Source organism: Bacillus seohaeanensis (assembly GCF_042684945.1).
Lineage (GTDB): Bacteria > Bacillota > Bacilli > Bacillales > Bacillaceae_B > Rossellomorea > Rossellomorea seohaeanensis.
This window is the reverse complement of record NZ_JBHUMF010000002.1, coordinates 70,102-92,099: the sequence shown is the minus strand read 5'-3', so window position 1 is coordinate 92,099 and position 21,998 is coordinate 70,102. Positions and strand designations below refer to the sequence as shown.

Sequence of the window (21,998 nt, the reverse complement as noted above, 5' to 3'; positions counted from 1 at the left end):
CTTTCACAATTAGTTTAATGTGGGTGATGTACTAAGACTACTAGAAATAGAATATGTGGAACAGGATTATTCGAGTAATACTAGGCACGGGAGCCAATATGATTACATCAAAAAACCCCACCCATTTTTAAAAATAGAGTGAGGAAAAATTTACTATATTAATTTAATATTCCAATCTCCTTCAAATGCTCCCAAGCCTTTTCAATATGCTTCTCTTTAAATATTTTCCGTTTCCGTTCATTCCAATTATGAACTTCCTCTACAATTTTTCGAATATCGCCTTTTATTTCCGGCTTTGCATTAGTAACCCAATGAACCGTCGAAAGTAGTTCAAGACCATATGGCGTTTCAAAACCTTGAATTATATCCCGTACTTTTTCCAAGTGTTCAAATTCTTCTTGGTCATCTTTTATAACTTGTTCTGCTTGGTTTGCTGCACCTTCGATTAAATAGATTTCAGCGTCTCTGCTCCTATCACCAAACCCTCGAATAAAATGACCTTCCAAACGTTCTAATACATGATTAAGGTTATCCGCATACGGACCAAATTTCCCTTTTTCAAATCTTAACCTAAGAGGCTCACCAACTGTTTGAAGGAAATATGCTAATTTTTGAATTTCTAATAATGACAATTTGTATCCCGGTATAGAATAGTCGTTCATAAGCATTAGAAATAAAGCTCTGGCTCTTGTTATTTTGGGGCGATCCGTATGAATTTTTATTTTATCAGGTTTAGGACTTCCTGCTGGTTCGTATAGATGAACCTCCACACCTGACAATTGTTCAAATGCTTCGTCTATTTTTGGTCGTACATCTGCCCACTTTAATCCCCCGTTTCCACATCCAAGCGGCGGCACAGCAACTGATTTTATCTTTAATTTCTTAATTATCTTAATTAAATCCACTAACCCTGATTCTATATCATCCATTCGGGATTTGTTTTTCCAATGACGCTTTGTCGGAAAATTAATAATATATTTCGGATTAAACAGTGACTTCGTTTCAACAACGTGCATTTTCCCCGGTGTCACTTCTTCACGCCGACAAGCTTTTTTATATTCAGAAAATACTTTCGGATATGCCTGTTTAAACTGTAGTGCGATTCCTTTTCCCATTACACCTACGCAGTTTACCGTATTTACTAATGCCTCCGCTTCATCTTCAAGAAGATTGCCCTGTTTTAAAATAATCATTTCACTCACCTCCTTTTTAGTAGTACCAATTTCGAATGGCTACTGGTTTATTGAAATTATATTTATGTATAGCGTCTTCAACTTTTCGCTTCATCCCTTCATTCTTAACCGCAAAACCTAAAACTAAATCCAGCGGGACAAGATTGTGTACTAAAAATTCAGCTTGCCTGCGACGTTTTCGGTCTGGATCTTCTTCAGTATCAAACCAAAAGCGGGATTCCATTACATCCCAGTTAATCTTATTAAGGTCTTTTAATTTCTTAAAAAAATCAGTAAACCCCATAACTGCATGACCGTCTGTGAACATATACTCAAACCCAGCATTATGTATAATATCCGTCCTAGATACTAAGTAAATGATTTGCTCCTGCCCTTTTTCATATCCTTCAACTTGACCTTTATATATCGCATATAGCATTGGCGACTTAGGAGCAAAATAAAAAGGAACATAATCATGCAAATTACCATTAGGTGGAAGCGGCACAGTTTTCATAGATCTTCTATCTTGTATATTATTGTGTGCAATATTCTCATACTCAACACCCTTTTCCTTCACTACGTTACTGGCCAACAGACCACCTTCTTGAAGAATTGATTCGAGGTTATTAAAATCAGTAATATGGTAAAGTAGCTTCTTATCATCCATATATCCACATCCAAACCTTATAATTATATAAAATCCTTAACCTGCTGTCACTATCGTCATTTGTACTTATAAAGCATTTCCATAGCATTTTGTTTATCCTCTTAATTTTGTATAGAGTAACGGGACAAAATCTCTAGCGAAGAATGTCCGCTCAACGATTGAATAAGTATTAAATCCGTCCCACTTCTTTGTAAATCAGTAATGAATGTATGGCGAAGCTGGTGAACATGATACCCATATTTATGAATAAGGTTCTGTACCGTTCGTACACTGATTCTTTTCCCTCTATTGCTTAGGAATAATGCTGGATGTTGTCCTGTTCGTTCTTCCAAATATCTATGAATGGCGCGTCTAGTCTCACTATTTAATGGAATGGTACGCTCCTTACTCCCCTTACCAATAACTGTTAAGCGACCTTTCCTTTCACTCAATTCAATATCTGTCTGATCTATTGAAACCAATTCAGACACACGAATACCTGTGTTTAATAGCACCATTAGAATCGCAAAATTCCTTTTATTACCTGTGCGATCAATCTCACGAATAAGGTGATTACACTCATTTCGTGATAAGGCTTGTGGCGCTTTCTTTTTGTAATCTGGTGCTTTTACAACTGAAATACCTTCAATACATTCCTCTTTGTGAACGAACTTACAATACTTCTTAATCGCATTCCAAATTTTATTGATGGTAGAAGCACTTTTTTTCTTCACTGCTAGAAAATCTATGTACTGCTGAACATCGGACCAGGAAAATTCTTCAAGGTTAGTCCCGGTGCCATCGAGCCATTTTTCGAACTGCTCAAGGCAATACATATACGTTTTAACAGTAGTAACAGATTTCCCCCTCAGCCCTTCTTCCCGAAAGTGTGTAAGCAAATATAATCTCCCCTAAATACGACATTAAATAATTCTACGCAATAATTTCTCTTGTTTAAATTCTACATTATTATTAAAAACCCTGCAAAATAGAATTAAAAACAAAAGAAAAAAGCGTAGAATTGTAGTTCTACACTGTTATTCCACACATCTTTTTGTTATTTTGATTTATTTTCGATAAAATCTAGCAAACTTTGGGGAGTAACTAAGCACGCGACCTAAGAGGAAGTCAATTATTTTAATATAAGGCTAAAAGCTCAAAAGGGACACAAAGGTACCTGTGTCCCTTTTTATAAAGCTTAGACCATTTATTTCTAGTTGTTCATTAAACTTCTTGATAGAAGCTAAAAATTTTTTCCTCTCGGGGTGTCCCAGGCACCGAACCCTTTAAATAGCAATTTCTAAAGAGGAATAGATAAAACTGTTGATTAAAAAAGAGCACTCTTTATGATCGCTTAACATTAACTAATTAACTTTTTTGGGAATATAATTTTTCATAAACTACCTTGTATTCTGCATGTAATCGGCTGTATATATTATTTAACGCAAGGTTTGATTTGGTCAGCCAAACATTTTTCGATCGGCCCGCACTACTTTCATCAAATATCTGGACGTATAAGCCAGATCGAAATTTAATTTCGTTTCGAACAGAGAGACTTTCATTTAAAAAAATTATCAATTCATCTATTTCTCGTATTTCCCCCGTGGACATTGACTTACTGCTATCTTTGTTATCAGGGTACCTAGTCAAATAATGTTTTTCAAGCCGCTCCAGAAACGGATTAAATTTCTCTAAATGAAGGCCAGATAACTTCTGCAACTCATTTTTTAGGTCTACCAATCCATGTGATAATTTACGCGTATCCTTATTCTTATCTAAAAACAAAATACTCCCTTTCAAATACTTTTCTACGGCTTGTGCACCCAGTACTAAACCAGGAAACAAACCATTTAGGAGTAGGCATCTAGCTGAAGCATAATCTGTTGTCGCATTCATAATCATCAACATTGCTTTTTGATTTTCCCTTGCAAACATAATCATATCCTTATTTGTATTAATCTCGATTGTAAACACATCCTTCCTATATTTTGTCTAAAGTTTCGACAAAATAGGAAAAAAATCTTCTAAAAGCATTTTGTACATATGTTTCCATTACAAAATAAATAACCGTCAAATAGTCCCCACCTTCGTAGAGACTGATAACTTATCATAGACAAATAAGAGCACCATATCCCTTAAAACTTAATCCCCACCAACCTACAAATGTCAACATATCTCGGGGCGTCACAGGCACTGATCAATAAGTTCTACATTGTTATTCCACGCATTTTTTATTTTTGACAAAGTCTAGAAACCCCTTGAGGAGTGACTAGGCACGGGATCTAAGAGGCGGTCAATTATTTTAATACAAGGCGGATACAGTACTTGTGTCCCTTTTTGAAGTTTATTAAATCACTTCAATGTTATATCTCAATTGTCCCGCTGCTCCTCCTAAGTCAATAACCACATGCCAGTGTCCCGAATACGGAACTCCAATATCAAATGGCGTTTTAGTTGCTGGACCTCCATAATATTCGAATCCCTTACCACACCGGTAATTGGAATGGTTAATATCATTAAGTAACAGTACATTTGCTTGTCGATCCAGAGTAACTCTTACGATATCCCCTGCATTTAAAAATTTATGAGCATGAATATAGTCCATTTTTTTACCTCACTCCCATTATTGATTGTGTTGCTATTTATTAAAAAGAGGTCCACTTTTTCCTCTCACATAAAAAGTTTATGACAGATTATTATATATAAGCAAACGATAAAATAAGCAAAAACCCTGTAAAAACCTTGATAACATTTAATTTATCATTTATATTGGTTTCGAATAAGTTGTATAATAAACACATTAAAGTTGTCCAAATTACAATTTTAAATATAAAAGTTGTAATTTGGACAACAAAAAGGGGATTTTACATGTCGAAAAGGAGAAGAAAGACAAAGAACAATTATTGGGGTGCCATAATTCTAGAATGGTTTCACTATTTACGGGATTCTGACTTCACGAGCTTGGATTATCGAGTTCTATTCTTTCTTTGCGAGAGAATGAAATCCGACGATAACACTACATATTTGAAACAAAAGCAAATTGCTGAGGAGTTAAATTCAGATAAGGGGAATATCTCTAAGTCCATCAAAAAATTACGTGACAAACAATTTATTGTTAAAAGTCAAAACGGTTTTATGATAAATCCACATCTTTTTTATGTAGGAAAGCCAACACTAATTAGTCGGGAGGAAATAAGAGAAGAATTTGATGATTTACTTTCTGAAGAGATACGATTTTCATTTAATGAAGAGGATCGAAAACTAGAAGAGTATCCAAACCAGGATTAAAAGTTAGTTTCTCAATAAGTGCAGAATTGCTTTAAGTGTTTATAATTCTTTTGTTTTAAACATAAGAGCGACAATTACATGCTGTCACACGCCTAAAAAGAAGATTCCTCGCTATTTTGATGAATCTTTTCATTCATTATACTAATCCTCCGTGAAACAAAATTTTTCGGGGAATGACCAGGCACGGACTTTCTAAAAAGATTTCTCATCATGGGGAAAAATGGTAGAAAGCTAGACCTATCCACGTGTCCCTTCTGAAACAAGATTTTTCGAGGAGTGCCTATCACCAGTTATCATATTTGACAAAAATTCGGGGGTGTCACTGTGACCATCCTGATGTATAGCCTAAACTAAAGGATGGAAAAAAATGGTGGGACGCGGAACCTGTCCCCTTGTCTCTGACAGCGTTCCACTACTTACTTTCGTAGCAGCACTTGCTAACTGAGTAACATTATTAATAGTATAGGAAGCTTGCGACGCTGCAGTACTTGCCGTTGCTGTAACTTTTGATTCATCCGTCGAAGATGTCGTTCTTGCACGGAAGTTTCTAGTGTATTTCATCTCAGTAAGCTCTGAACGAAAGTCTAACAACAACGTATTGATTTCACGATAATCATCACGTTTCCACTCTAAAATCTGCTTTTCTTGCTTTAATTTATCAAGAGGTATCCGCTCTGCCTTCATTAAGTCAGATACTATGGAGTCGATATCCATACCACTCGCTAATCCGCCAATCCTCATCTTCTCACTCCTCTAAATCTTCTTATCTACCATTAAACTGACAAACTCAGTCATTGCCGCATACATATCTAGCACTTTTTTCGAAGGAATCTCTTTTACCACTTCTTTTGTGCTGTCATCAACTATTGTTACATAGTATTCTTCTAATTTATCATGAAATTCAAACTTCAAATGGGTCTTAGATAGAGTTAAAAATTCATTCATCCCACGAACGACACTTTCCATCTTCTCTTTTGTGACAGGCTCTAGTTGTAGTGAGTTACTCTGTCGCTCCTGTACTTGAGGTTGTTTTACTTCCTGATTATTTTCATTGTTACTTGGTTTTAGAAATGATTGTAAACTAGTAGATCCACCCGTCACCTTTTCAATCATTTTTCGTTCCTCCTATTGCTTGTATATTGATTATATCGGATAGAGGTGGGAGAAAGTTTAGTGGAAAAATGGTGAAAAGATAGAGTAAGGTATTTCGAGGAGTGGCACTGGATCCATAAGAAAATAAGTTATTTATGGGTATATAAAAAAAGGTACCACTTTACCTAAAACTGATTTATTTATGTTATAATAAGAACAAACATTCGTATACTGGAGGTGGGAGAATGGAGGAAGAAATGAGTAGTCGCTTTCATTCGCAAATATGCGGAAAATTACTTGGGGATGGATGCATCATTAAACAAACTGGAAGGAAACCAAGATTTCAATTTATGCATAGAATAGACGACTATGAATGGTCTAACTACTGCTATATGAATCTTAAAAGTTTCATTCCATTAAACGGTCCTAAATATAAACGTGCTAACGATAAACGAGTTAAAAGGGGTTTTACTGAAAGCTATATGGTTCAATCTAGAACAAGTGACATCATCACTCTGCTGGAGAAAATATGGTATTATAAAAAAATTAAACAAATTCCTTCTGACTATGTAGATTCTTACCTAAATGAAGAAGCTCTCGCATGGTGGTATCAAGATGATGGTCATTTAAAAATGGCAAATGGAACCCCTAGAAAAGTTATATTGTCCACCGACAACTTTACTACTTCCGAAAATCAACAAATCATTGGTATTTTACAACAGAAGTTTTCCTTATACTTTTCATTAGACAGTCAAAACCGTTTGATACTCTACAATCAGTCACAAATCTTATATTTTCATCAATTAGTTCGCCCATATTTACACTCTTCAATGGATAGAAAGGTAATAAAATTCAATGAAGAAAATAAGGTCTTCTCTCCCAAAAGAACAACCATTTACTTACCAACTAATATACACATTAAAAAGCCAACAAATGAAATTAACCTAAAACTAAACCTTTTGCCTCACCTTTATAAAATAATTGCTTCCCGAGAATCCTACCTAGACTTTTACAAGAAAAGAATTCTTCCATTAAGAACAATACAACCTAGGAAATCCTATCAAATTATAGTTGAACAAAAACACTGGTTCTATTTAAACATAATTAAAAAACTGACAGGGTTGAATTATAGTGAAATTGTAAATCTTTGCTTTAAACTAGAGCTTACTCGGCAGATCTAAGGTTTAGTTTTTTCATTCACAATGTTGCTTGGTATATAACCATCATATACTTCAGAATCCTTTGAATTCTAAAGTCTGAAAACCATCATTGACACAAAAAGAAAAAGAGCAACCTCAACTTGGCTACTCTAGGGCATTTCTTCTACAATTTTAAATCAATGTTACCACCCAAATGAGGCTGAGCAGCGTGTTGGATTGCTGTTGCATCAGCGGTACCCATCAACTTCTGAAGTGCCTCACCTTGTTGCTCGGCATTTCCCATTGCCATCTTCATGACTGACATCGAAGCTTGTTGCTGCACTTGCCCTTGACTTAACGCCATTGACATTAAAGCTATATCCATAAAAAACACCACCTTTCTAATGGATCACCGACTGTAACTGCTTTTCTAGAAAGTGAACCTCCCTTCTCAAAGCATTTAATTGACCGTTCAATTTGTCAATTTCCAACGATGTAAGTTCATGATCACGAGCGTACTTAGCTAGTTCTTTCATTTCATAAAGCTTTTCCTCTATCCCTTCTAAGATGCCATCTTGCTTCCTACACCATTCGACCTGTTCTTCTAGAAACTTTTTCTGCTCTTGCTCACCTTTATCCATCTAGTTGCCTCCTATCAAACAGCCTTTTTATGGAGTCTATGTGAATTAAACTATCGAACTGGGTAACGATAGTAATTGTTTTATTAAAGGTTGTAAGCAGTATTAATAATATCATTTTGCACTTTAGTTGAGTAAGAGGCTGACCCCATAGCCCGATCACGTGGAACCATTCTGTGAAATAAGATTTTCCGGGAAGTGACTAGGCATGGACTTTTATGATTGTTATTTATAAGAAAGCTAAAAAATAGTGTTATGATAACTAATAGCCCTAAACCGTAGGGACGGTTTCTTGAAATGAAGCAGAGAAACATCCCTGATGTTTCATTGCTTGTGTTGCTTAATAATGATTCTGCTTATTTTAATAGCTGTAATACTTGTTGTGGTTGCTGACTTGCACGTGAAAGCATCGGTTGAGAAGCTTGAGACAATATTTGATTTTTTATTAGTGCCATCATTTGTTTAGCCATATCAGTATCACGAATACGTGATTCAGAAGCAGTTAAATTTAATTCATAGTTTGAAACATTGTTATGAACGTGTTCAAGTGCATTTTGATAAGCACCATACTTTCCTCGTTCTGATGAAACTTTTTCCATTGCTTTATCAATTTTAGATAATGCTGATTCAGCACCTTGTCTAGTTGATAAATTAATAGTATCAATGCCTAATGCTTTTGTGCTAGCGTCAGTTAGTTCAATAGAGAATGTATCTCCACCATTTGCTCCTATTTGCAAATTTATTTTTTCTAATGCACTATTTGTCGTGTAAACAGCCGTTGAACGAAGGAACTTTCCTTCAAATGTTGAAGCAATATATTCATTGCTATTCTCCAAAAACTCAATATCTAATATTTGTGAATTACTAATGGCATCCAAATTAGTCCAGCTTTGTCCATCAGCTGCGATGAACAAATTTTCTTTGGACGGTCCATCCCACCCACCAACAATTATGGATTGATCATTTGTCGCTAAAGTATTTAGTCTTAAAGAATCTAAAGAAGACTCCACACTCCACGTACTACCATCAATAGAAGAAATCATGGTACCATTTTCTCCAACTGAAATAAATTTACCATTTATCCATTCTATACTATGTAAAGCGTTCGTTGTGTTTGAATTCTGAGAGGTCCACGTTACACCATCATCGGAAGTAGCAACCTTGCCCATATTACCAACTACAACATACTGAGTTCCATTAAAAGCAATGTCCTGATATTGGGTATTATCTGTCGAGACCGCATAAGACCAATTGATACCATCTGATGACGATAGAATATACCCCCTATCAGCAGCTATCCTATATTCGTTACCATCCCAAATACCATTGTGGAGTTGGAGTTGGGATGGATTCCAAACTCCGTCTGTCGGAAAGTTTTGTTTGGACCAATTAATACCATCATCAGTAGTGTAAAGGTTACCACGATCACCTATAGCAACCAATTGACTTCCGTTGGAAATGACTTCATAAAAATTATAAGGAGTACCAACATTCACAACGTTCCAACCTTTTCCATCTACGGACGACAAAATATTACCATCTTCCCCAACACCAATATACCGTTCTCCAATTTTATCCACTCCTGCTATATATCCAGAAAAACCTGTATCGAAACTCTCCCAATTATAACCGGGTTCTTGGGTAATTTGAGTAGATTCTACAGTTCTATTTAACAGCTTAATGTTATTAAAGTGAGTGTTATTTGCAATCTCATTTATCCCCTGCTTAATCTGTACAACCTCTTTTTGAATCTCTTGTCGATCGTCACTCGTTAATGTGTCATTAGCAGCCTGTATTGCCAATTCTCTCAATCTTAATAGATTTGGTTCTTGGATTGTTGATAAGGCAGATTCGGCAGTTTGAATGAGAGATATACCATCTTGAATATTTCTCTGCGCCTGTCCTAGTCCACGAATCTGCGCTCTCATCTTTTCAGAGATAGCAAGACCCGCTGCGTTATCACTGGCTTTGCTTATCCGTAAGCCAGATGACAACTTTTCCATTGCAGTAGCTGTGTTTTTATTGTTTTTATTTAATCTATTCAATGAATTTAATACTGATATATTATGATTGATTATCATTAATCAAAACTCCTCACAAAAGGACCTCTTTCTTATATCGGTAATTCGATCCAATTTGTTTAACAATCCTCTTTGGAGATTTGTATTTCCTATTATGTTTTTGCTGCACAGTCTTCTAGAAGGCAGGACCTATTACTTCCCCTTCCTCGGTCCTTATTATAAATATATCAACCTAATATTAGAAATTTCATTAAAAAAGAAATCCCATCATAATTGGGATTTCTCTCAAAAAGTCTAAAATTAATGAAAAGGTTGTAAGACTCCTTGTCGCTGTCGGTTGGCTTGCATTGCCGCTAGATTTTTTAATCATAGGACAGACTATATCTACATCCTAGTCTTCTTCGAATCTATTCGACAAAATTCGAGAAGTGACAGTGGACCGAATCCTAGCCCCTACTTCAGTAGAGACTTAGGTAGCTAGTATCTTGAACATCTAGTGTTCATAGAACAAACGTGCATTCTATAATTATAATATATACCTAAATATCGAATTATTACTGGTTATATATTTTACTACTTGATTTTGTATGTACAGAGGTTAATGTTAATAGGTGGATTTTCAGGGCACATCTGCGTTCCCCATTTGCCCCAAAAGAAAAAAGCTCAGTTATCTACTATTTACTACTTTTCAGAAATAGCAAGACCTGCTGCATCATCTGCAGCTCTATTAATTCGCAATCCTGAAGAAAGCTTCTCCATAATTTGGGACACTTTCACTTGTTTGTTCGTTAAGTAGCTATACGTATTTAAAGCTAAAATATTGTGTTGTAATCGCAACTTCTATCATCCTTATTATTCTAAGCTGTTATTTCTATTGTGATTACCAAGAAGTAACGTAGAGAAAAAAAGAAATTTTCTTCCCCATGTAAAAAAAGACCCTAGTAAAACTAACGGTCTATCCAATTAATCTAATAATAACTACCGAAGAAGCTGTAATACTCCCTGTGGCATTTGATTTGCTTTAGCAAGCATCGCTTGAGACGCTTGGGCAAGAATGGATGCCTTCGTTTGGTTCATCATTTCCTTCGCCATGTCAATATCTCGGATGCGAGATTCAGCACCAGTTAAATTCTCTGCTGATGTTCCTAAATTATTAATAATATATTCTAAACGATTTTGGTATGCACCAAGCTCTGATCGGAAAGAGGAAACTTTTTTTATCGCATCATCAAAAACTTCAATGGCTGCAGTAGCTTTTTCATGTGTCGATACATCTAATGCATATTCCACCACTTCGTTATCGGTACCATCCGTTACACCGTTAGATGAATTTGAATTATCAACTTCGGTATAATACGCTTTTGTTATTCCATCTTCTGCAGTAACCTTTTCACCTGCACCCCCACTAATATTTAGCGCATCTGCACGCATATCTTTTAGTTGGATATTAAAACTCTGTCCTGCATTTGCACCAATTTGTAAAGTAATATCAGAGTTTTTTGTTTCTATTGCTTCAATTTCATCACTTTCCGGCCAAACTATTTGAAAATGCTGTAGCGGTTGACCATCTGTATCTAATGTAGCTAAACTTTCATCAATGATATTCTCAGCATTAAAATCTGTACCACCATGATCGGAACCTTTGATAGAACCAGTATCTGTTTCATCAGTTCCCCAATCTAGTGAAAGTCCATTAATATAGGTCCCAGCATTTGACTTAAAGTCTGTGATAAAATCATCAAAGGTGGCAAAAGATGTATTAGCTTCTATAGCTTCTTCTACAGCTAGGTCTCCAGCAGAGCTTGAAGCTTTAATATGTCCCATTAAATCAGTAAAATCTTTCCCGCTTGTTAATTTAGTTTCAACGTATTTCATAATGACATAGCCTGCTGAATAATCAGTGTTATCACCGTTCCAAGTAACAGGGTCACCTAAACTGTCTTCACCATTTAACAGATTAGTAGCACGGGTTACAAGGTCAGTTACTTTTGTTGAATCTATAGAACCACTAGTACCTATGACACCTTTCAGCCTTTCATCTCCACCCGGGATAAATTCAGCTGAACCTTCTTTAAACCATTTTTGCATTGCATTCGTCTTCACTGCCCCAAAGGCATCATTCATAACCGCATGGACCATTTCATGAGCAATAACACGATCTGCATAATATCCCGGTCCTAGACTATTACTTCCGTTTTCACCAGTAGCAGGGTCAAAATCCGATAAATCGATATGGAGTTCCATCATGGCAGTAGTACCACCAACAGAAGCTAGCTCACCATAAGGTTCTCCTTCCTCAAGAATCACCTTCAATTTGGAGCCTTGACCCGTGATACCGTATAAATCTTTTATTTCCTGCTCTGCTACTTGGAGCCATCCACCTTCTTTTAGTCCCTTTAGTACATTATCTACAACATTAGAAGAACTTGATGATGATGGTGAAGAGGAACTATTCCCAGAGTTTAATAGTTTTTTCGTATTAAATTCAGTCGTATTTCCAATACGATTCACTTCAGATGTCAATTGATTGATTTCCTTTTGTATTTCTTGACGATCTTCAGTAGTATTTGTATCATTTGCTGCCTGTGTTGCCAATTCACGCATACGCTGTAGAATAGAGTGCGTCTCATTAAGTGCACCTTCTGCTGTTTGAATCAGCGATATACCGTCCTGTGCATTCGTTTGTGCCTGCTCTAATCCACGGATTTGCCCTCTCATTTTTTCCGAGATGGCGAGACCTGCCGCATCATCCCCTGCTCGATTAATTCGCAAACCAGATGACAATTTTTCCATTGAACTAGAAGAAGCATTGTTTGCCGTAGATAGTTGGCGATAAGTATTAAGTGCTGCAATGTTATGATTTATTCTCATACCTATATCCTCCGATTTACTCTAAAAAGAGGCCTTAGATTGAGATAATCTAAGGCCTCTAGTATGGATCCTAGTAGTAGAACTAAGATTAACGTAGAAGTTGTAGAACTCCTTGTGGTTGTTGATTTGCTTTCGCAAGCATTGCTTGAGAAGCTTGTGCAAGGATTGATTGTTTCGTTTGGTTCATCATTTCTTTCGCCATCGTGCGAACATTTACTTTCATAAATGACTAGACTATATCTTCACCCTCTAAATTTTAGTAGGGGTCGGGCACTTCGGTTTCACAATACTGATGATATATTGTTTCACCTATGGATTTCATCACCTCTTGCGGTGGTTTATCCTAGTCGTTGAACCTTCTCCACTCTTTCGAGACAGGAGCTTGGCTGCTGATTTCCCAATCTTTTCCTTTTTTAAACCATCACGTTTGTCGTTTCCAACTACGTTGTGGCAAGAAAAGCTCTAAGGGGTTTCCAGCAATTCACCCGATTATAATCTCTAGCCGTTACCAGCTAGGACGACTGTGACTATTCCTACTTATGCAGCAGCTAAGTCATAATCTACGTCACGGATACGAGATTCCGCAGCAGTTAAGTTTTCAGATGATGTACCTAAGTTGTTAATTGTATGATCTAAACGGTTTTGGTAAGCACCTAAATTAGAACGCTGTGCTGAAACTTGTTCAATAGCATCGTTGATTTTTGTTATTGCTGCAGACGCACTTTCATGCGAAGTCACATCAAGAGCTGCTTCAACTGTTGTGTTATTTGTACCGTTTGTAACAGTGTTAGAAGTAGTAAACCCATCATCTCCAGCATCTCCTGTAAGCCCTAATGCAGCAGAACGCATGTCACTAACTTCAATTGTCATTGATTGACCTTGGTTTGCACCAACTTGGAAGGTAGCAGTAAAGTTTTCTTTAGCCCCACCGTCACTAAATTCAATGCCATTACCTAATTTACCTAATGCATCAGCAGTAACATTTAATTGTGTATTAGTAGATCCGTCTTGTTCTACTTTAACTCCTTCAATTTTAGAGTTTAATTGATCGGCTATTTTTGATACTAAATTAGCACCAGTATTGCTGCTACCAACGTTAATACCAATTGCTTCTCCTTCATAAGAACCTTCATCAGCATTATAAAATTCTACTGTTTGACCATTAATAGTCCATCCTTTACCAACTAAGTCACTTGAACTAGTTGAAGAAAGATCTAATGCAGTACTAGCATTTGTAATAGAAGTTGTTCCAGCACTTGCTCCTACTGCAGTAGTTGCAAGGTCAGCCGCATCACCACTAACTGATCCAATAAATCCAGCACTTCCATCATAGTCTCCATCGGCTACAGCCTTAATTGTCACATTTTCATTAGTTACATCTACTGTATAATTACCAGCTAAATCTGAGTCTGCATCTATCATTGCTTGAAGCGCATCCCCAACCTTAGTAGCTACATCAGTGTTTGCTACTGCAGCGGCAGTAGAATCCTCATCTGAGTCCTGAGTACGATATTCTATTGTAGCTGTAGTTTTAGCACTATCTAAAGAGTGACTTCCTACAGTCCCTTCTCCAGAAGCAAGTGTTGCATTATTATTCAAGTTTACAACAAAATCTTTACCTTGAATTGAGAAGGTAGAAGAAAAGTCCCCAGTTTCTGTATCTGCTAATGCTTTAGCAGAAAAAGTAACTGAAGCTTGTGTATTTGAAGTTGATCCATTACTCAGGTTTTCAATTCCTGCAACATTTGATTTAGCAACGTCAAAACCACTATCACCTTTTAAAAGACTTTGTGTATTAAATTCAGTAGTATTACCAACACGGTTAATCTCGGAAGTTAACTGGTTAATCTCCTTTTGAATTTCACCACGATCTGATTCTGTGTTTGTATCGTTTGATGCTTGAGTAGCAAGTTCACGCATACGTTGAAGGATACTGTGTGTTTCGTTTAAAGCACCTTCAGCTGTTTGAATCATGGAAATACCATCTTGTGCATTACTTTGTGCTTGATCTAATCCACGAACCTGAGCACGCATTTTTTCAGAGATTGCTAGACCTGCTGCGTCATCTCCAGCTTTGTTAATACGAAGTCCTGAAGATAGCTTTTCCATTGAATTGGACATACCATTGTTTGCAGAACCTAACTGACGATACGTGTTAAGTGCCGCGATATTATGATTAATTCTCATTATAAATTTCCTCCTTGAATATAGAGTCCACATCCTTGTGAACCATCTAGTTTTTTAGTTTAGCAAGAGTCAAAAAAGTCGGCCGCCCTTTGTTCTCTTGCTTACACTATTATTATCGGAGGATGTTGTCGGTTTTTAATAGTTTTTGCAAAAAAATTATTATTTTTTTGCAAAAATGTCGAAAAGGTTGCTGATGCCTTTTGAGGCTTCGGCGTTTTCTTCTTGGATGGAGACGTAGATTTCTTTTCTGTGAATTTCGATGTTTTTTGGTGCGTTGATTCCCAGCTTTATTTGGTCGCCTTTGACGGAGAGTACGCTGATTTCGATATCGTCTCCAATTTGGATGGCTTCACCTGTTTTTCTTGTAAGTACGAGCATGATTATTCCCCCTGACCTTGGTGTTGTGGCTGTTCAAAGACGAGGTGTTTTGTTTCATAGCTGGTGTCGTTTAAAATGATTTGCTTCGCTTTGCTGTTTGCTAGGTTTATAACAATCGGTGCTTGAAGATTGGTTGTTGTTTTGTGTAGCGGTTCTCTTACGGTTAGGATTGATAATACTTTGATATTTTTTTCAGACGGATCTTCTAATTGATCTACTGTCGATGGATTTAGTGTGAAATCGTAGTCCTCAAAAAAGAGAAATGGATCTGTCACGACAAACCCTAGTTCGGCTGTTTTCGTAGACTGGAGTACATAGAACCAATCATTTTCTGGTAATGGTAGCAATACAAATTCTTTTTCTTCTTTAAAGCCTGGAATGCCATTTATAAAATGTAAAATTTCTTCTTTATGTATCTCAATTAATCCGTGGTATTTCGTTTCGATGTTCATTGGTCACTATCCTTTCTTGGTCTTAGTGTAGACATATTTCAAGTTACAAAATCAATTTGCAGAGAGTTTTGCTGTTTTAGATGGTAATTCACGCTTCCTTGTTGGTAATTAATAACCGGCTTTTGGGGCGTTATACTACTAATTACCTTTTGAGGCTGAACATTTATCTGCACATCACCAGGTTGATAATTAATTTTCACACTAAAAGGCGAAGGAATAAATCCGAGACCAAATTCGTGCTTTGGAAGCTGGCCATTTCTTTTTGCTTGTGCGGCTATCGCTCCGCCACCGTTTTCAATTTTCATTAATTCGCTGCCTTCTTGTGCGGTTTTCGCTAAGTATTGCATCCACGCTTGATTGCCCTCCGCAGCAGCTTCTTCGTTTCTTCTTAGTATACTTTTCAAATTCATATCTGCCCATGCTTGAGTTTGATCGATGTTTAGCTTTGGTGGAAGCCGTTTCATTTCCATTGTAGCTTTCGGTTGTTGAAGCTCCATTTGTGCATGGGATTGCTGTATATGTAATCTAGCGTTTGATTTTTCAATTCCTAGTATTGCTGGAGTAGATTGCATTTGAATTTGAGGAAGCTGCATTATGATCACCTCGTAATAAAAATGTGGGAGCGGTTTCTTCAAAGGCAACAAGTATTTCCGTAAGAATAGAAGAGGTCTTCTTTTGACTTCAGCTGTTTTACGAAGATAACCTTTAGTACCTAACCGCTAGAACTACATAAAAGGACTATCCATAGCATAAATAATACCATAGATAGTCCTAGTAGAAATCTAACTTACCTTAAGAAATCCATCAACGTAGGTTGAATAATCTTTGCCCCTACGCTTAATGCTGCGCGGTGGATACTTTCTTGAATAGTCAAATCGGTGATTACCTTTTCCATGTCCGCATCTTCGTTATCAGAAATTATTTTATTGGCCATTACTTCCGTTTTTCCTAAACGGTTATCGATCATTTCTAATCGGTTATAGCGTGCACCTATTTCGGAACGCTCTGCTTGAAGGGTGTCTAGTCTATTGTCGATATCTTCTAGGTATTGGTCCATTTGTGCAGAATCATAGTTTCCATCAAATCCTTGAACAACATTTTGAAGGGTATCAAACAATCCTTGGTTAAACACATTTTCTGGATTGATGTTCGTTTTTATATCCACTCCAGCTGATACTTGTACCATATAATCTTCTGTGTTCAAGTTAACGGTTGGCGGATTTCCATCAGTAACAGGGGCATTATCCACTTCTGTTCCATTAAAAATATAGCGTCCTGCAACCTGTGTGTTGGCGGTTTCTACCAAGTCCTGTTTCAGTTGCTCAATCTCTTTTGCGATTGCATAACGGCCATCTTCATCATTTGTGCCATTTTTCCCTTGGATAATCAATTCGCGGACACGTTGGAGCGCGCTATTCGCTTGCTCAAGTCCCGCATCGGAGTTATCCATCCATAAATAAGCTTCGGAAAGGTTGCGTTGATATTGTTCCACTTCATTCAAGTTGGAACGATAGTACATACCCTTCATTGCCACAACCGGATCCTGGGAAGGACGACTGATCTTTTTTCCTGTGTTTAGCTGATCTTGGTAGTTACCTAGTTTCTCATAACTATTACTTAATTGACGTAAGGAATTGGATGCTAGCATACCTTGTGTTACGCGCATTTCATTTTCACCTACCTATCTTTCTTAAGCTCCCATGCCATTAATGATTCTGTCGAGAAGTTCATCTTGAAGGGTAATCATTCTCGCTGAAGCATTGTAGGCATGTTGGAACTTAATCATATTGGTCATTTCTTCATCTAATGAGACAGCACTTGTCGACATTCTTCTTTTTTCAACTTCTTGTCTTAATGTGCCACTATTCTCGGTTAGTCGGACAGCATTTTGAGTGTCGACAGCCATTCCTCCAATTAAAACCTCATAATAACTCCGGAAACTAGCCTTTTCAGAATCTTCTCCGTTAGCGTAATCGAATTCTTGGTTGACAAGATCCGCTAACGCTTGCAGTGTAGTCGCATCTCCCATTGTCGGATCCGTCCCACCAGCATTGGCAATATTATCAAGACTTTCGCGAATTTTATCTGAAATCTCCATACGCTTCGCAAAGCCTTCACGTTCCATGTTAGCCCCAAATTCACTATCTTGGAAGAATGGAATAGCTTCGTCTGTGCTATTACTTATCTCATTAGGACTCATACCAGCAGAATGGACCTTATTGAATTCAACCGCAAAAGTGTATGATAGATTATCTAGTTCCTTCAACATTTCAGGATAATCTCCGCTTACTTCCCCACTTTGGTTCTGCATTCCAAACGATTCGATAAGTCCTTTTAATTTACCATCAGACTTAAAACTTTCAATTGGAATATCCATTTCTCCAACGGTTATGCCCGTTACGTACGATTGCTCATCTGACGGCGGATAATTCACTTTTATTTTTTGAAATCCTTGGGTATTTACTAAATTTGTTGATAGTGCGTTGTTTTGACCCATTAAATCAATAATCGCTTTCCCCTCTGCACCACTTTCCGCGTTACCACCGGTTGGTTGATAGGAAACTTTGATATTAACCAATTGGGATAAGTTATCAATTAAGCGATCTCGTTCATCATAGAGGTCGTTTGGAAGATACCCGTGTGGCTCGACAGCAGCGATCTGATCATTGACGCCATCAATTTGTTCTAATAAAGAATTGACTTCTTTTTCGGTTACGTCTATTTCATTTCCCAAGTCCTGTCTAATATCAGATAAAGAATTGGAAAGGTAACCAAACGTTTCTGCTAACGCAATACCACGTTCACGAACAACCGAACGTGCACCTGGATTTTTCGGGTTGACAGCAAGGTCCTGTAACGATTGCCAGAACATATCCATCGTTTTCGCTAACCCTGAATCAGACGGTTCATTCATAACTTCTTCCATTTGCTTGAGTGCATTGGCTTTTGTTTCCCAGTAGCCTAGTTTATTGTGTTCATTTCTATATTGGACGTCCAGGAATGAGTCCCGAATGCGCTGAATACTTCCCGCTTCCACTCCCGTTCCAATTTGTCCTGGTATTTGTGGACGATTTAAAGCCGGGGAAGGGTATGGCTCTGTTTGTTCAAAATTGACTCTTTGTCTTGAGTAACCGGGAGTATTGGCGTTCGCAATATTATGTCCGACTACACTTAGCGCCGTTTGCTGGGTAAACATTCCCCGTTTTGCTGTTTCTAATCCATGGAAAGTTGAAACCATAAAAATGCCTCCTATCTATAAAAAACTTTAAGCCTTCGAATCAAATAAGGAACGACTAGTACTTTCTTCTTCCTCATTCGAAGAATTATCCGTGTAATTGCCTGATTCTTGCTGTCCAAGAACTAAATCAAGGTTTAGATTGACAAAGTTCAGTGATTGTTGAAGCAGTTGCTGATTAAATTCATTTATTTCTTTTAGACTTTGCGTTTGTTTCACGAGTTTAACTTGGAGTTTTCTTAGACTCTCTTTATCTTTTAACATACTAGATTTTAATAACTGAGAAATAGTGATATTCGTTGGAGGTAGTAATAATTCGTTTGCCAGCTGTCGCTGAATCTGCTCTCGTTCACCATTCACCATTTCGATGGCTTTTATATGTTTTAGCTCATCTTTCATTAATTGACCAAGAGCTTCAATATCATCGGCTTTTAAAATATCCGTTTTCTTTAAAGCAATTTGATGAAGGCTTTTTTGCAACTTCACTATTTTTTCTAAAACGGTAAGCAGTCTATTTTCCGCAGACATACGAATCCCTCCCTTCTTTTTTGTTTTCTATTATATATATCGGCTACTCTACGAAATCTTTTAGATGATTAAGTGTAGATATTTATTAACATTCCTTGGACTTCGCCAACTAAATTTAAAATATTTAGTCCTTTTTTCTCTTTATTCAGTACTTCATTTGTAAGTTCTACTAATTTACTGTCCACTTCTTTTACTATTTTATAAACTTTCGTACGCCCTCTGCGATTGAAGCCACGCTGGTTTTCTAATTGCAAGGCATTATTAACTGCTTCTTCTAGAAATGACTTCACCATTTTTTTGTATTTCTTCAAATCTTCTACCGTTCTAGACTCCGATAGAACCTTCCCTTGATCTTCAATCCCTTTTGCTAGTGTTGCAAATTTTTCATACAGGGCATTTTCTCGTTTTTTAGACATTACTTCTGTGAAGCTTACCGACTCTGTAGCGACTTGTTGTTTTTTTGCTATTTTATTTAAACTCGTTTTACCGACTTTTTGAACATCCATTTGTTTCACCACCATTTAGTGATAGTTATTCACTTTATTTTAGACGATTACCCACCAAGAAAAAAGAGGAGGAGTCATGGTTTGACTTACCTCCCCTGTGGTAATTATTTCAATAATTGCAGAACCCCTTGTGGCAATTGGTTTGCTTGTGCAAGCATTGCTTGACCAGCTTGATTTAAAATATTATTTTTAGTGAACTCTGTCATTGACTTTGCCATGTCCGTATCCCGAATACGTGATTCTGCAGCAGTTAAGTTTTCGTTAGCTGTTTGTAGGTTTGTGATTGTATGCTCGAGACGGTTTTGGAACGCACCAAGTTTACTACGTTCTTCGGACACAAGGCTAATCGCGTTTTCAAAAGCTGTAATAGCCCTACGCGCAGCCTCTGGAGAAGACACATCTACACCGGTAACTGCATTTACTCCAGCTATTGTCATTTGAGTACCGTCACCATTACCAGCAATTCCTAATTTTGCAGCATCCATTACACCAAGAGTTAGTGATAAATTCTCCTCTGCATTGGCACCGATTTGGAGATCAACATCTAATTCTTTGTCATTATTTGTTGCGAAATCAGAATCTTTTAGTTCAATATTTAATCCATTTGTAGAGCTTGTATCAGGACCTAGTATTAGACTATTGTTATTAACAGAATGAATCGGAGGATTTGAAAAGTCTCCCTCTGCATCGGTAAGAATAGTATTTATATCTTTTAGGACAGTATCCAAATCTGTATCTGACACATCGACTGTCGCTGTTCCCCCACTGTAAGGAGTTGCAGAAGTACCAAATTTAATAGTTAATCCACCCACTATTATTCTATCTCCATCTTTAGGAATGTCAGAAAACGTAATAGCGGTTGTTCCTTCAGTAATCTCTCCACTCCATGTCCCATCATTTGTTGACATATCGTAAGCAATCTCATCCGAATTAATAACCGCAAACGGTCTCCCTTCTTCAGATCCGCTTAATAATTTCTTCTGGTTAAACTGTGTAGTATCCGCAATCCGATCAATCTCATAAGTTAGCTGATTGATTTCTTTTTGAATAGCTTCTCTATCATCCTCTTCCAACGTTCCATTCGACGCTTGAACAGCTAGTTCACGCATTCTTTGCAATATACTATGCGTTTCATTTAACGCACCCTCTGCTGTCTGGATTAACGAAATACCGTCCATCGCATTTCTCTCCGCCATATCCAACCCACGAATTTGCGAACGCATTTTCTCAGAGATTGCTAGCCCTGCTGCATCATCTGCCGCTTTGTTAATTCGCATACCAGAAGATAACTTTTCCAATGTTTTCGATGTCTGATTCATTGTTTGTGAAAGGTTTCTATAAGCATTCAATGCTTGGATATTATGATTAATTTTCATTTCGTTACTTCCCCTCTTCCACTGTGTTCATGTCTCTTTCATAGACCATGACATTTTTTTCATATGCATTTGCTTTTTTAAGTCGTCGTTGTTGTGTTTGATTTGGTTTATTATTTTTCATTGCCGTTTGCCAAGCCTCTGCTATTTCTTCAGCGATTGCTTGAACTTCTTTCAGAGGCTCGACATCTTTATTGATATTTGCCTTTATAACAAGGTCGGCCATATAGTTATATAACGCGTCCAATTGATCGGCCATGATACCAGCTTCGTAATTCAAGCCTACGCCTAAACGCTCTAATATGTCGTTCACTTTTTTTAGTTTTTCATTAGCATCTATAAATCTAGTAGCTTGGATATCTTCCATCGCTTTTTTGGTGTTATCTAGTAATGCTTCATATAATAACGAGGTAATTTCTTGAGATGATTTCTGATAAATGATTTCTTTTGTTAAAAAATCCATTGTTTCTAC

The 21,998-nt window shown here is 37.1% G+C and carries 23 protein-coding genes and 3 pseudogenes; 2 read left to right on the top strand and 24 right to left on the bottom strand.

What is annotated here, in order from left to right; translation table 11 throughout:
* Nucleotides 1–158: 158 nt before the first annotated feature.
* The 5 genes from darG to ACFSUL_RS01020 all read right to left on the bottom strand — a co-directional run bounded on the left by darG (nt 159) and on the right by ACFSUL_RS01020 (nt 4,423).
* A complete protein-coding gene (darG, locus tag ACFSUL_RS01040; protein ID WP_377931879.1) occupies nt 159–1,193 on the bottom strand; it encodes a type II toxin-antitoxin system antitoxin DNA ADP-ribosyl glycohydrolase DarG in 1,035 nt (344 codons plus the stop codon).
* Nucleotides 1,194–1,209: 16 nt separating this feature from the next.
* Nucleotides 1,210–1,839 carry a type II toxin-antitoxin system toxin DNA ADP-ribosyl transferase DarT gene (gene darT, locus ACFSUL_RS01035; RefSeq protein ID WP_377931877.1) on the bottom strand — a complete coding sequence of 210 codons (630 nt, stop codon included), beginning with the start codon at nt 1,837–1,839 and terminating at the stop codon, nt 1,210–1,212.
* Between the two features lie 101 nt (nt 1,840–1,940).
* Nucleotides 1,941–2,717, bottom strand: coding sequence for a tyrosine-type recombinase/integrase (locus tag ACFSUL_RS01030; RefSeq protein WP_377931875.1), 777 nt, complete (start codon nt 2,715–2,717; stop codon nt 1,941–1,943).
* Nucleotides 2,718–3,186: 469 nt separating this feature from the next.
* Nucleotides 3,187–3,792, bottom strand: a complete 606-nt coding sequence (locus ACFSUL_RS01025; RefSeq protein WP_377931873.1) for a HEPN domain-containing protein — start codon at nt 3,790–3,792, stop codon at nt 3,187–3,189.
* A gap of 373 nt (nt 3,793–4,165) precedes the next feature.
* Nucleotides 4,166–4,423 carry a DUF1883 domain-containing protein gene (locus ACFSUL_RS01020; protein WP_377931871.1) on the bottom strand — a complete coding sequence of 86 codons (258 nt, stop codon included), beginning with the start codon at nt 4,421–4,423 and terminating at the stop codon, nt 4,166–4,168.
* A gap of 263 nt (nt 4,424–4,686) precedes the next feature.
* Between ACFSUL_RS01020 and ACFSUL_RS01015 the strand changes: the two genes are divergently transcribed.
* Complete coding sequence (locus tag ACFSUL_RS01015; RefSeq protein WP_377931869.1) at nt 4,687–5,106, top strand: replication/maintenance protein RepL; 420 nt, start codon at nt 4,687–4,689, stop codon at nt 5,104–5,106.
* Nucleotides 5,107–5,451: 345 nt separating this feature from the next.
* Here the strand turns inward: ACFSUL_RS01015 and ACFSUL_RS01010 are convergent, their stop codons facing one another.
* Together ACFSUL_RS01010 and flaG are read right to left on the bottom strand one after the other, a co-directional pair.
* On the bottom strand, nt 5,452–5,847 hold the full coding sequence (locus ACFSUL_RS01010; RefSeq protein WP_377931867.1) for a flagellar cap protein FliD N-terminal domain-containing protein: 396 nt from the start codon (nt 5,845–5,847) through the stop codon (nt 5,452–5,454).
* 12 nt (nt 5,848–5,859) lie between these two features.
* Nucleotides 5,860–6,219: a flagellar protein FlaG gene (flaG, locus tag ACFSUL_RS01005; RefSeq protein WP_377931865.1), complete on the bottom strand. Its 360-nt coding sequence runs from the start codon at nt 6,217–6,219 to the stop codon at nt 5,860–5,862.
* Nucleotides 6,220–6,443: 224 nt separating this feature from the next.
* Here flaG and ACFSUL_RS01000 point away from each other — a divergent pair, with 224 nt between their 5' ends.
* Nucleotides 6,444–7,379, top strand: coding sequence for an endonuclease (locus ACFSUL_RS01000; protein ID WP_377931863.1), 936 nt, complete (start codon nt 6,444–6,446; stop codon nt 7,377–7,379).
* Nucleotides 7,380–7,521: 142 nt separating this feature from the next.
* Here the strand turns inward: ACFSUL_RS01000 and ACFSUL_RS00995 are convergent, their stop codons facing one another.
* The 17 genes and pseudogenes from ACFSUL_RS00995 to fliS all read right to left on the bottom strand — a co-directional run bounded on the left by ACFSUL_RS00995 (nt 7,522) and on the right by fliS (nt 21,989).
* Nucleotides 7,522–7,722, bottom strand: a complete 201-nt coding sequence (locus tag ACFSUL_RS00995) for a YjfB family protein (protein WP_377931861.1) — start codon at nt 7,720–7,722, stop codon at nt 7,522–7,524.
* Between the two features lie 16 nt (nt 7,723–7,738).
* Nucleotides 7,739–7,978 (bottom strand): hypothetical protein, encoded by a 240-nt coding sequence (locus ACFSUL_RS00990; protein WP_377931859.1) that lies wholly within the window; start codon nt 7,976–7,978, stop codon nt 7,739–7,741.
* Nucleotides 7,979–8,331: 353 nt separating this feature from the next.
* Nucleotides 8,332–10,056 carry a flagellin N-terminal helical domain-containing protein gene (locus tag ACFSUL_RS00985; RefSeq protein WP_377931857.1) on the bottom strand — a complete coding sequence of 575 codons (1,725 nt, stop codon included), beginning with the start codon at nt 10,054–10,056 and terminating at the stop codon, nt 8,332–8,334.
* A 624-nt stretch (nt 10,057–10,680) separates the two neighbouring features.
* Nucleotides 10,681–10,815 (bottom strand): annotated as a pseudogene (locus ACFSUL_RS00980) (flagellin N-terminal helical domain-containing protein); the annotation flags it as partial.
* Between the two features lie 159 nt (nt 10,816–10,974).
* The gene (locus ACFSUL_RS00975) at nt 10,975–12,507 is read right to left on the bottom strand and encodes a flagellinolysin (RefSeq protein WP_449237058.1); all 1,533 of its coding nucleotides are present in this window, start codon (nt 12,505–12,507) and stop codon (nt 10,975–10,977) included.
* Between the two features lie 3 nt (nt 12,508–12,510).
* Nucleotides 12,511–12,867, bottom strand: a pseudogene (locus ACFSUL_RS21350) (flagellin N-terminal helical domain-containing protein); the annotation flags it as partial.
* A gap of 88 nt (nt 12,868–12,955) precedes the next feature.
* A pseudogene (locus ACFSUL_RS00970) lies at nt 12,956–13,069 on the bottom strand (flagellin); the annotation flags it as partial.
* Nucleotides 13,070–13,404: 335 nt separating this feature from the next.
* A complete protein-coding gene (locus ACFSUL_RS00965; protein ID WP_377931853.1) occupies nt 13,405–15,054 on the bottom strand; it encodes a flagellin N-terminal helical domain-containing protein in 1,650 nt (549 codons plus the stop codon).
* A gap of 159 nt (nt 15,055–15,213) precedes the next feature.
* Nucleotides 15,214–15,432 (bottom strand): carbon storage regulator CsrA, encoded by a 219-nt coding sequence (gene csrA / locus ACFSUL_RS00960; protein WP_377931850.1) that lies wholly within the window; start codon nt 15,430–15,432, stop codon nt 15,214–15,216.
* Between the two features lie 2 nt (nt 15,433–15,434).
* Complete coding sequence (gene fliW / locus ACFSUL_RS00955) at nt 15,435–15,884, bottom strand: flagellar assembly protein FliW (RefSeq protein WP_377931848.1); 450 nt, start codon at nt 15,882–15,884, stop codon at nt 15,435–15,437.
* Between the two features lie 38 nt (nt 15,885–15,922).
* Complete coding sequence (locus ACFSUL_RS00950; RefSeq protein WP_377931846.1) at nt 15,923–16,477, bottom strand: DUF6470 family protein; 555 nt, start codon at nt 16,475–16,477, stop codon at nt 15,923–15,925.
* A 194-nt stretch (nt 16,478–16,671) separates the two neighbouring features.
* Nucleotides 16,672–17,550 carry a flagellar hook-associated protein FlgL gene (flgL, locus tag ACFSUL_RS00945; RefSeq protein WP_377931844.1) on the bottom strand — a complete coding sequence of 293 codons (879 nt, stop codon included), beginning with the start codon at nt 17,548–17,550 and terminating at the stop codon, nt 16,672–16,674.
* A 24-nt stretch (nt 17,551–17,574) separates the two neighbouring features.
* Nucleotides 17,575–19,122, bottom strand: a complete 1,548-nt coding sequence (gene flgK / locus ACFSUL_RS00940; protein ID WP_377931842.1) for a flagellar hook-associated protein FlgK — start codon at nt 19,120–19,122, stop codon at nt 17,575–17,577.
* A 27-nt stretch (nt 19,123–19,149) separates the two neighbouring features.
* Nucleotides 19,150–19,647, bottom strand: a complete 498-nt coding sequence (locus tag ACFSUL_RS00935) for a flagellar protein FlgN (RefSeq protein ID WP_377931840.1) — start codon at nt 19,645–19,647, stop codon at nt 19,150–19,152.
* Between the two features lie 68 nt (nt 19,648–19,715).
* The gene (locus ACFSUL_RS00930) at nt 19,716–20,153 is read right to left on the bottom strand and encodes a YaaR family protein (RefSeq protein ID WP_377931838.1); all 438 of its coding nucleotides are present in this window, start codon (nt 20,151–20,153) and stop codon (nt 19,716–19,718) included.
* A gap of 104 nt (nt 20,154–20,257) precedes the next feature.
* Entirely contained in the window at nt 20,258–21,529 is a 1,272-nt protein-coding gene (locus ACFSUL_RS00925; protein ID WP_377931836.1) for a flagellin N-terminal helical domain-containing protein, read from the bottom strand.
* Nucleotides 21,530–21,533: 4 nt separating this feature from the next.
* Nucleotides 21,534–21,989 (bottom strand): flagellar export chaperone FliS, encoded by a 456-nt coding sequence (gene fliS / locus ACFSUL_RS00920; protein WP_377931834.1) that lies wholly within the window; start codon nt 21,987–21,989, stop codon nt 21,534–21,536.
* Between the last annotated feature and the right edge of the window lie 9 nt (nt 21,990–21,998).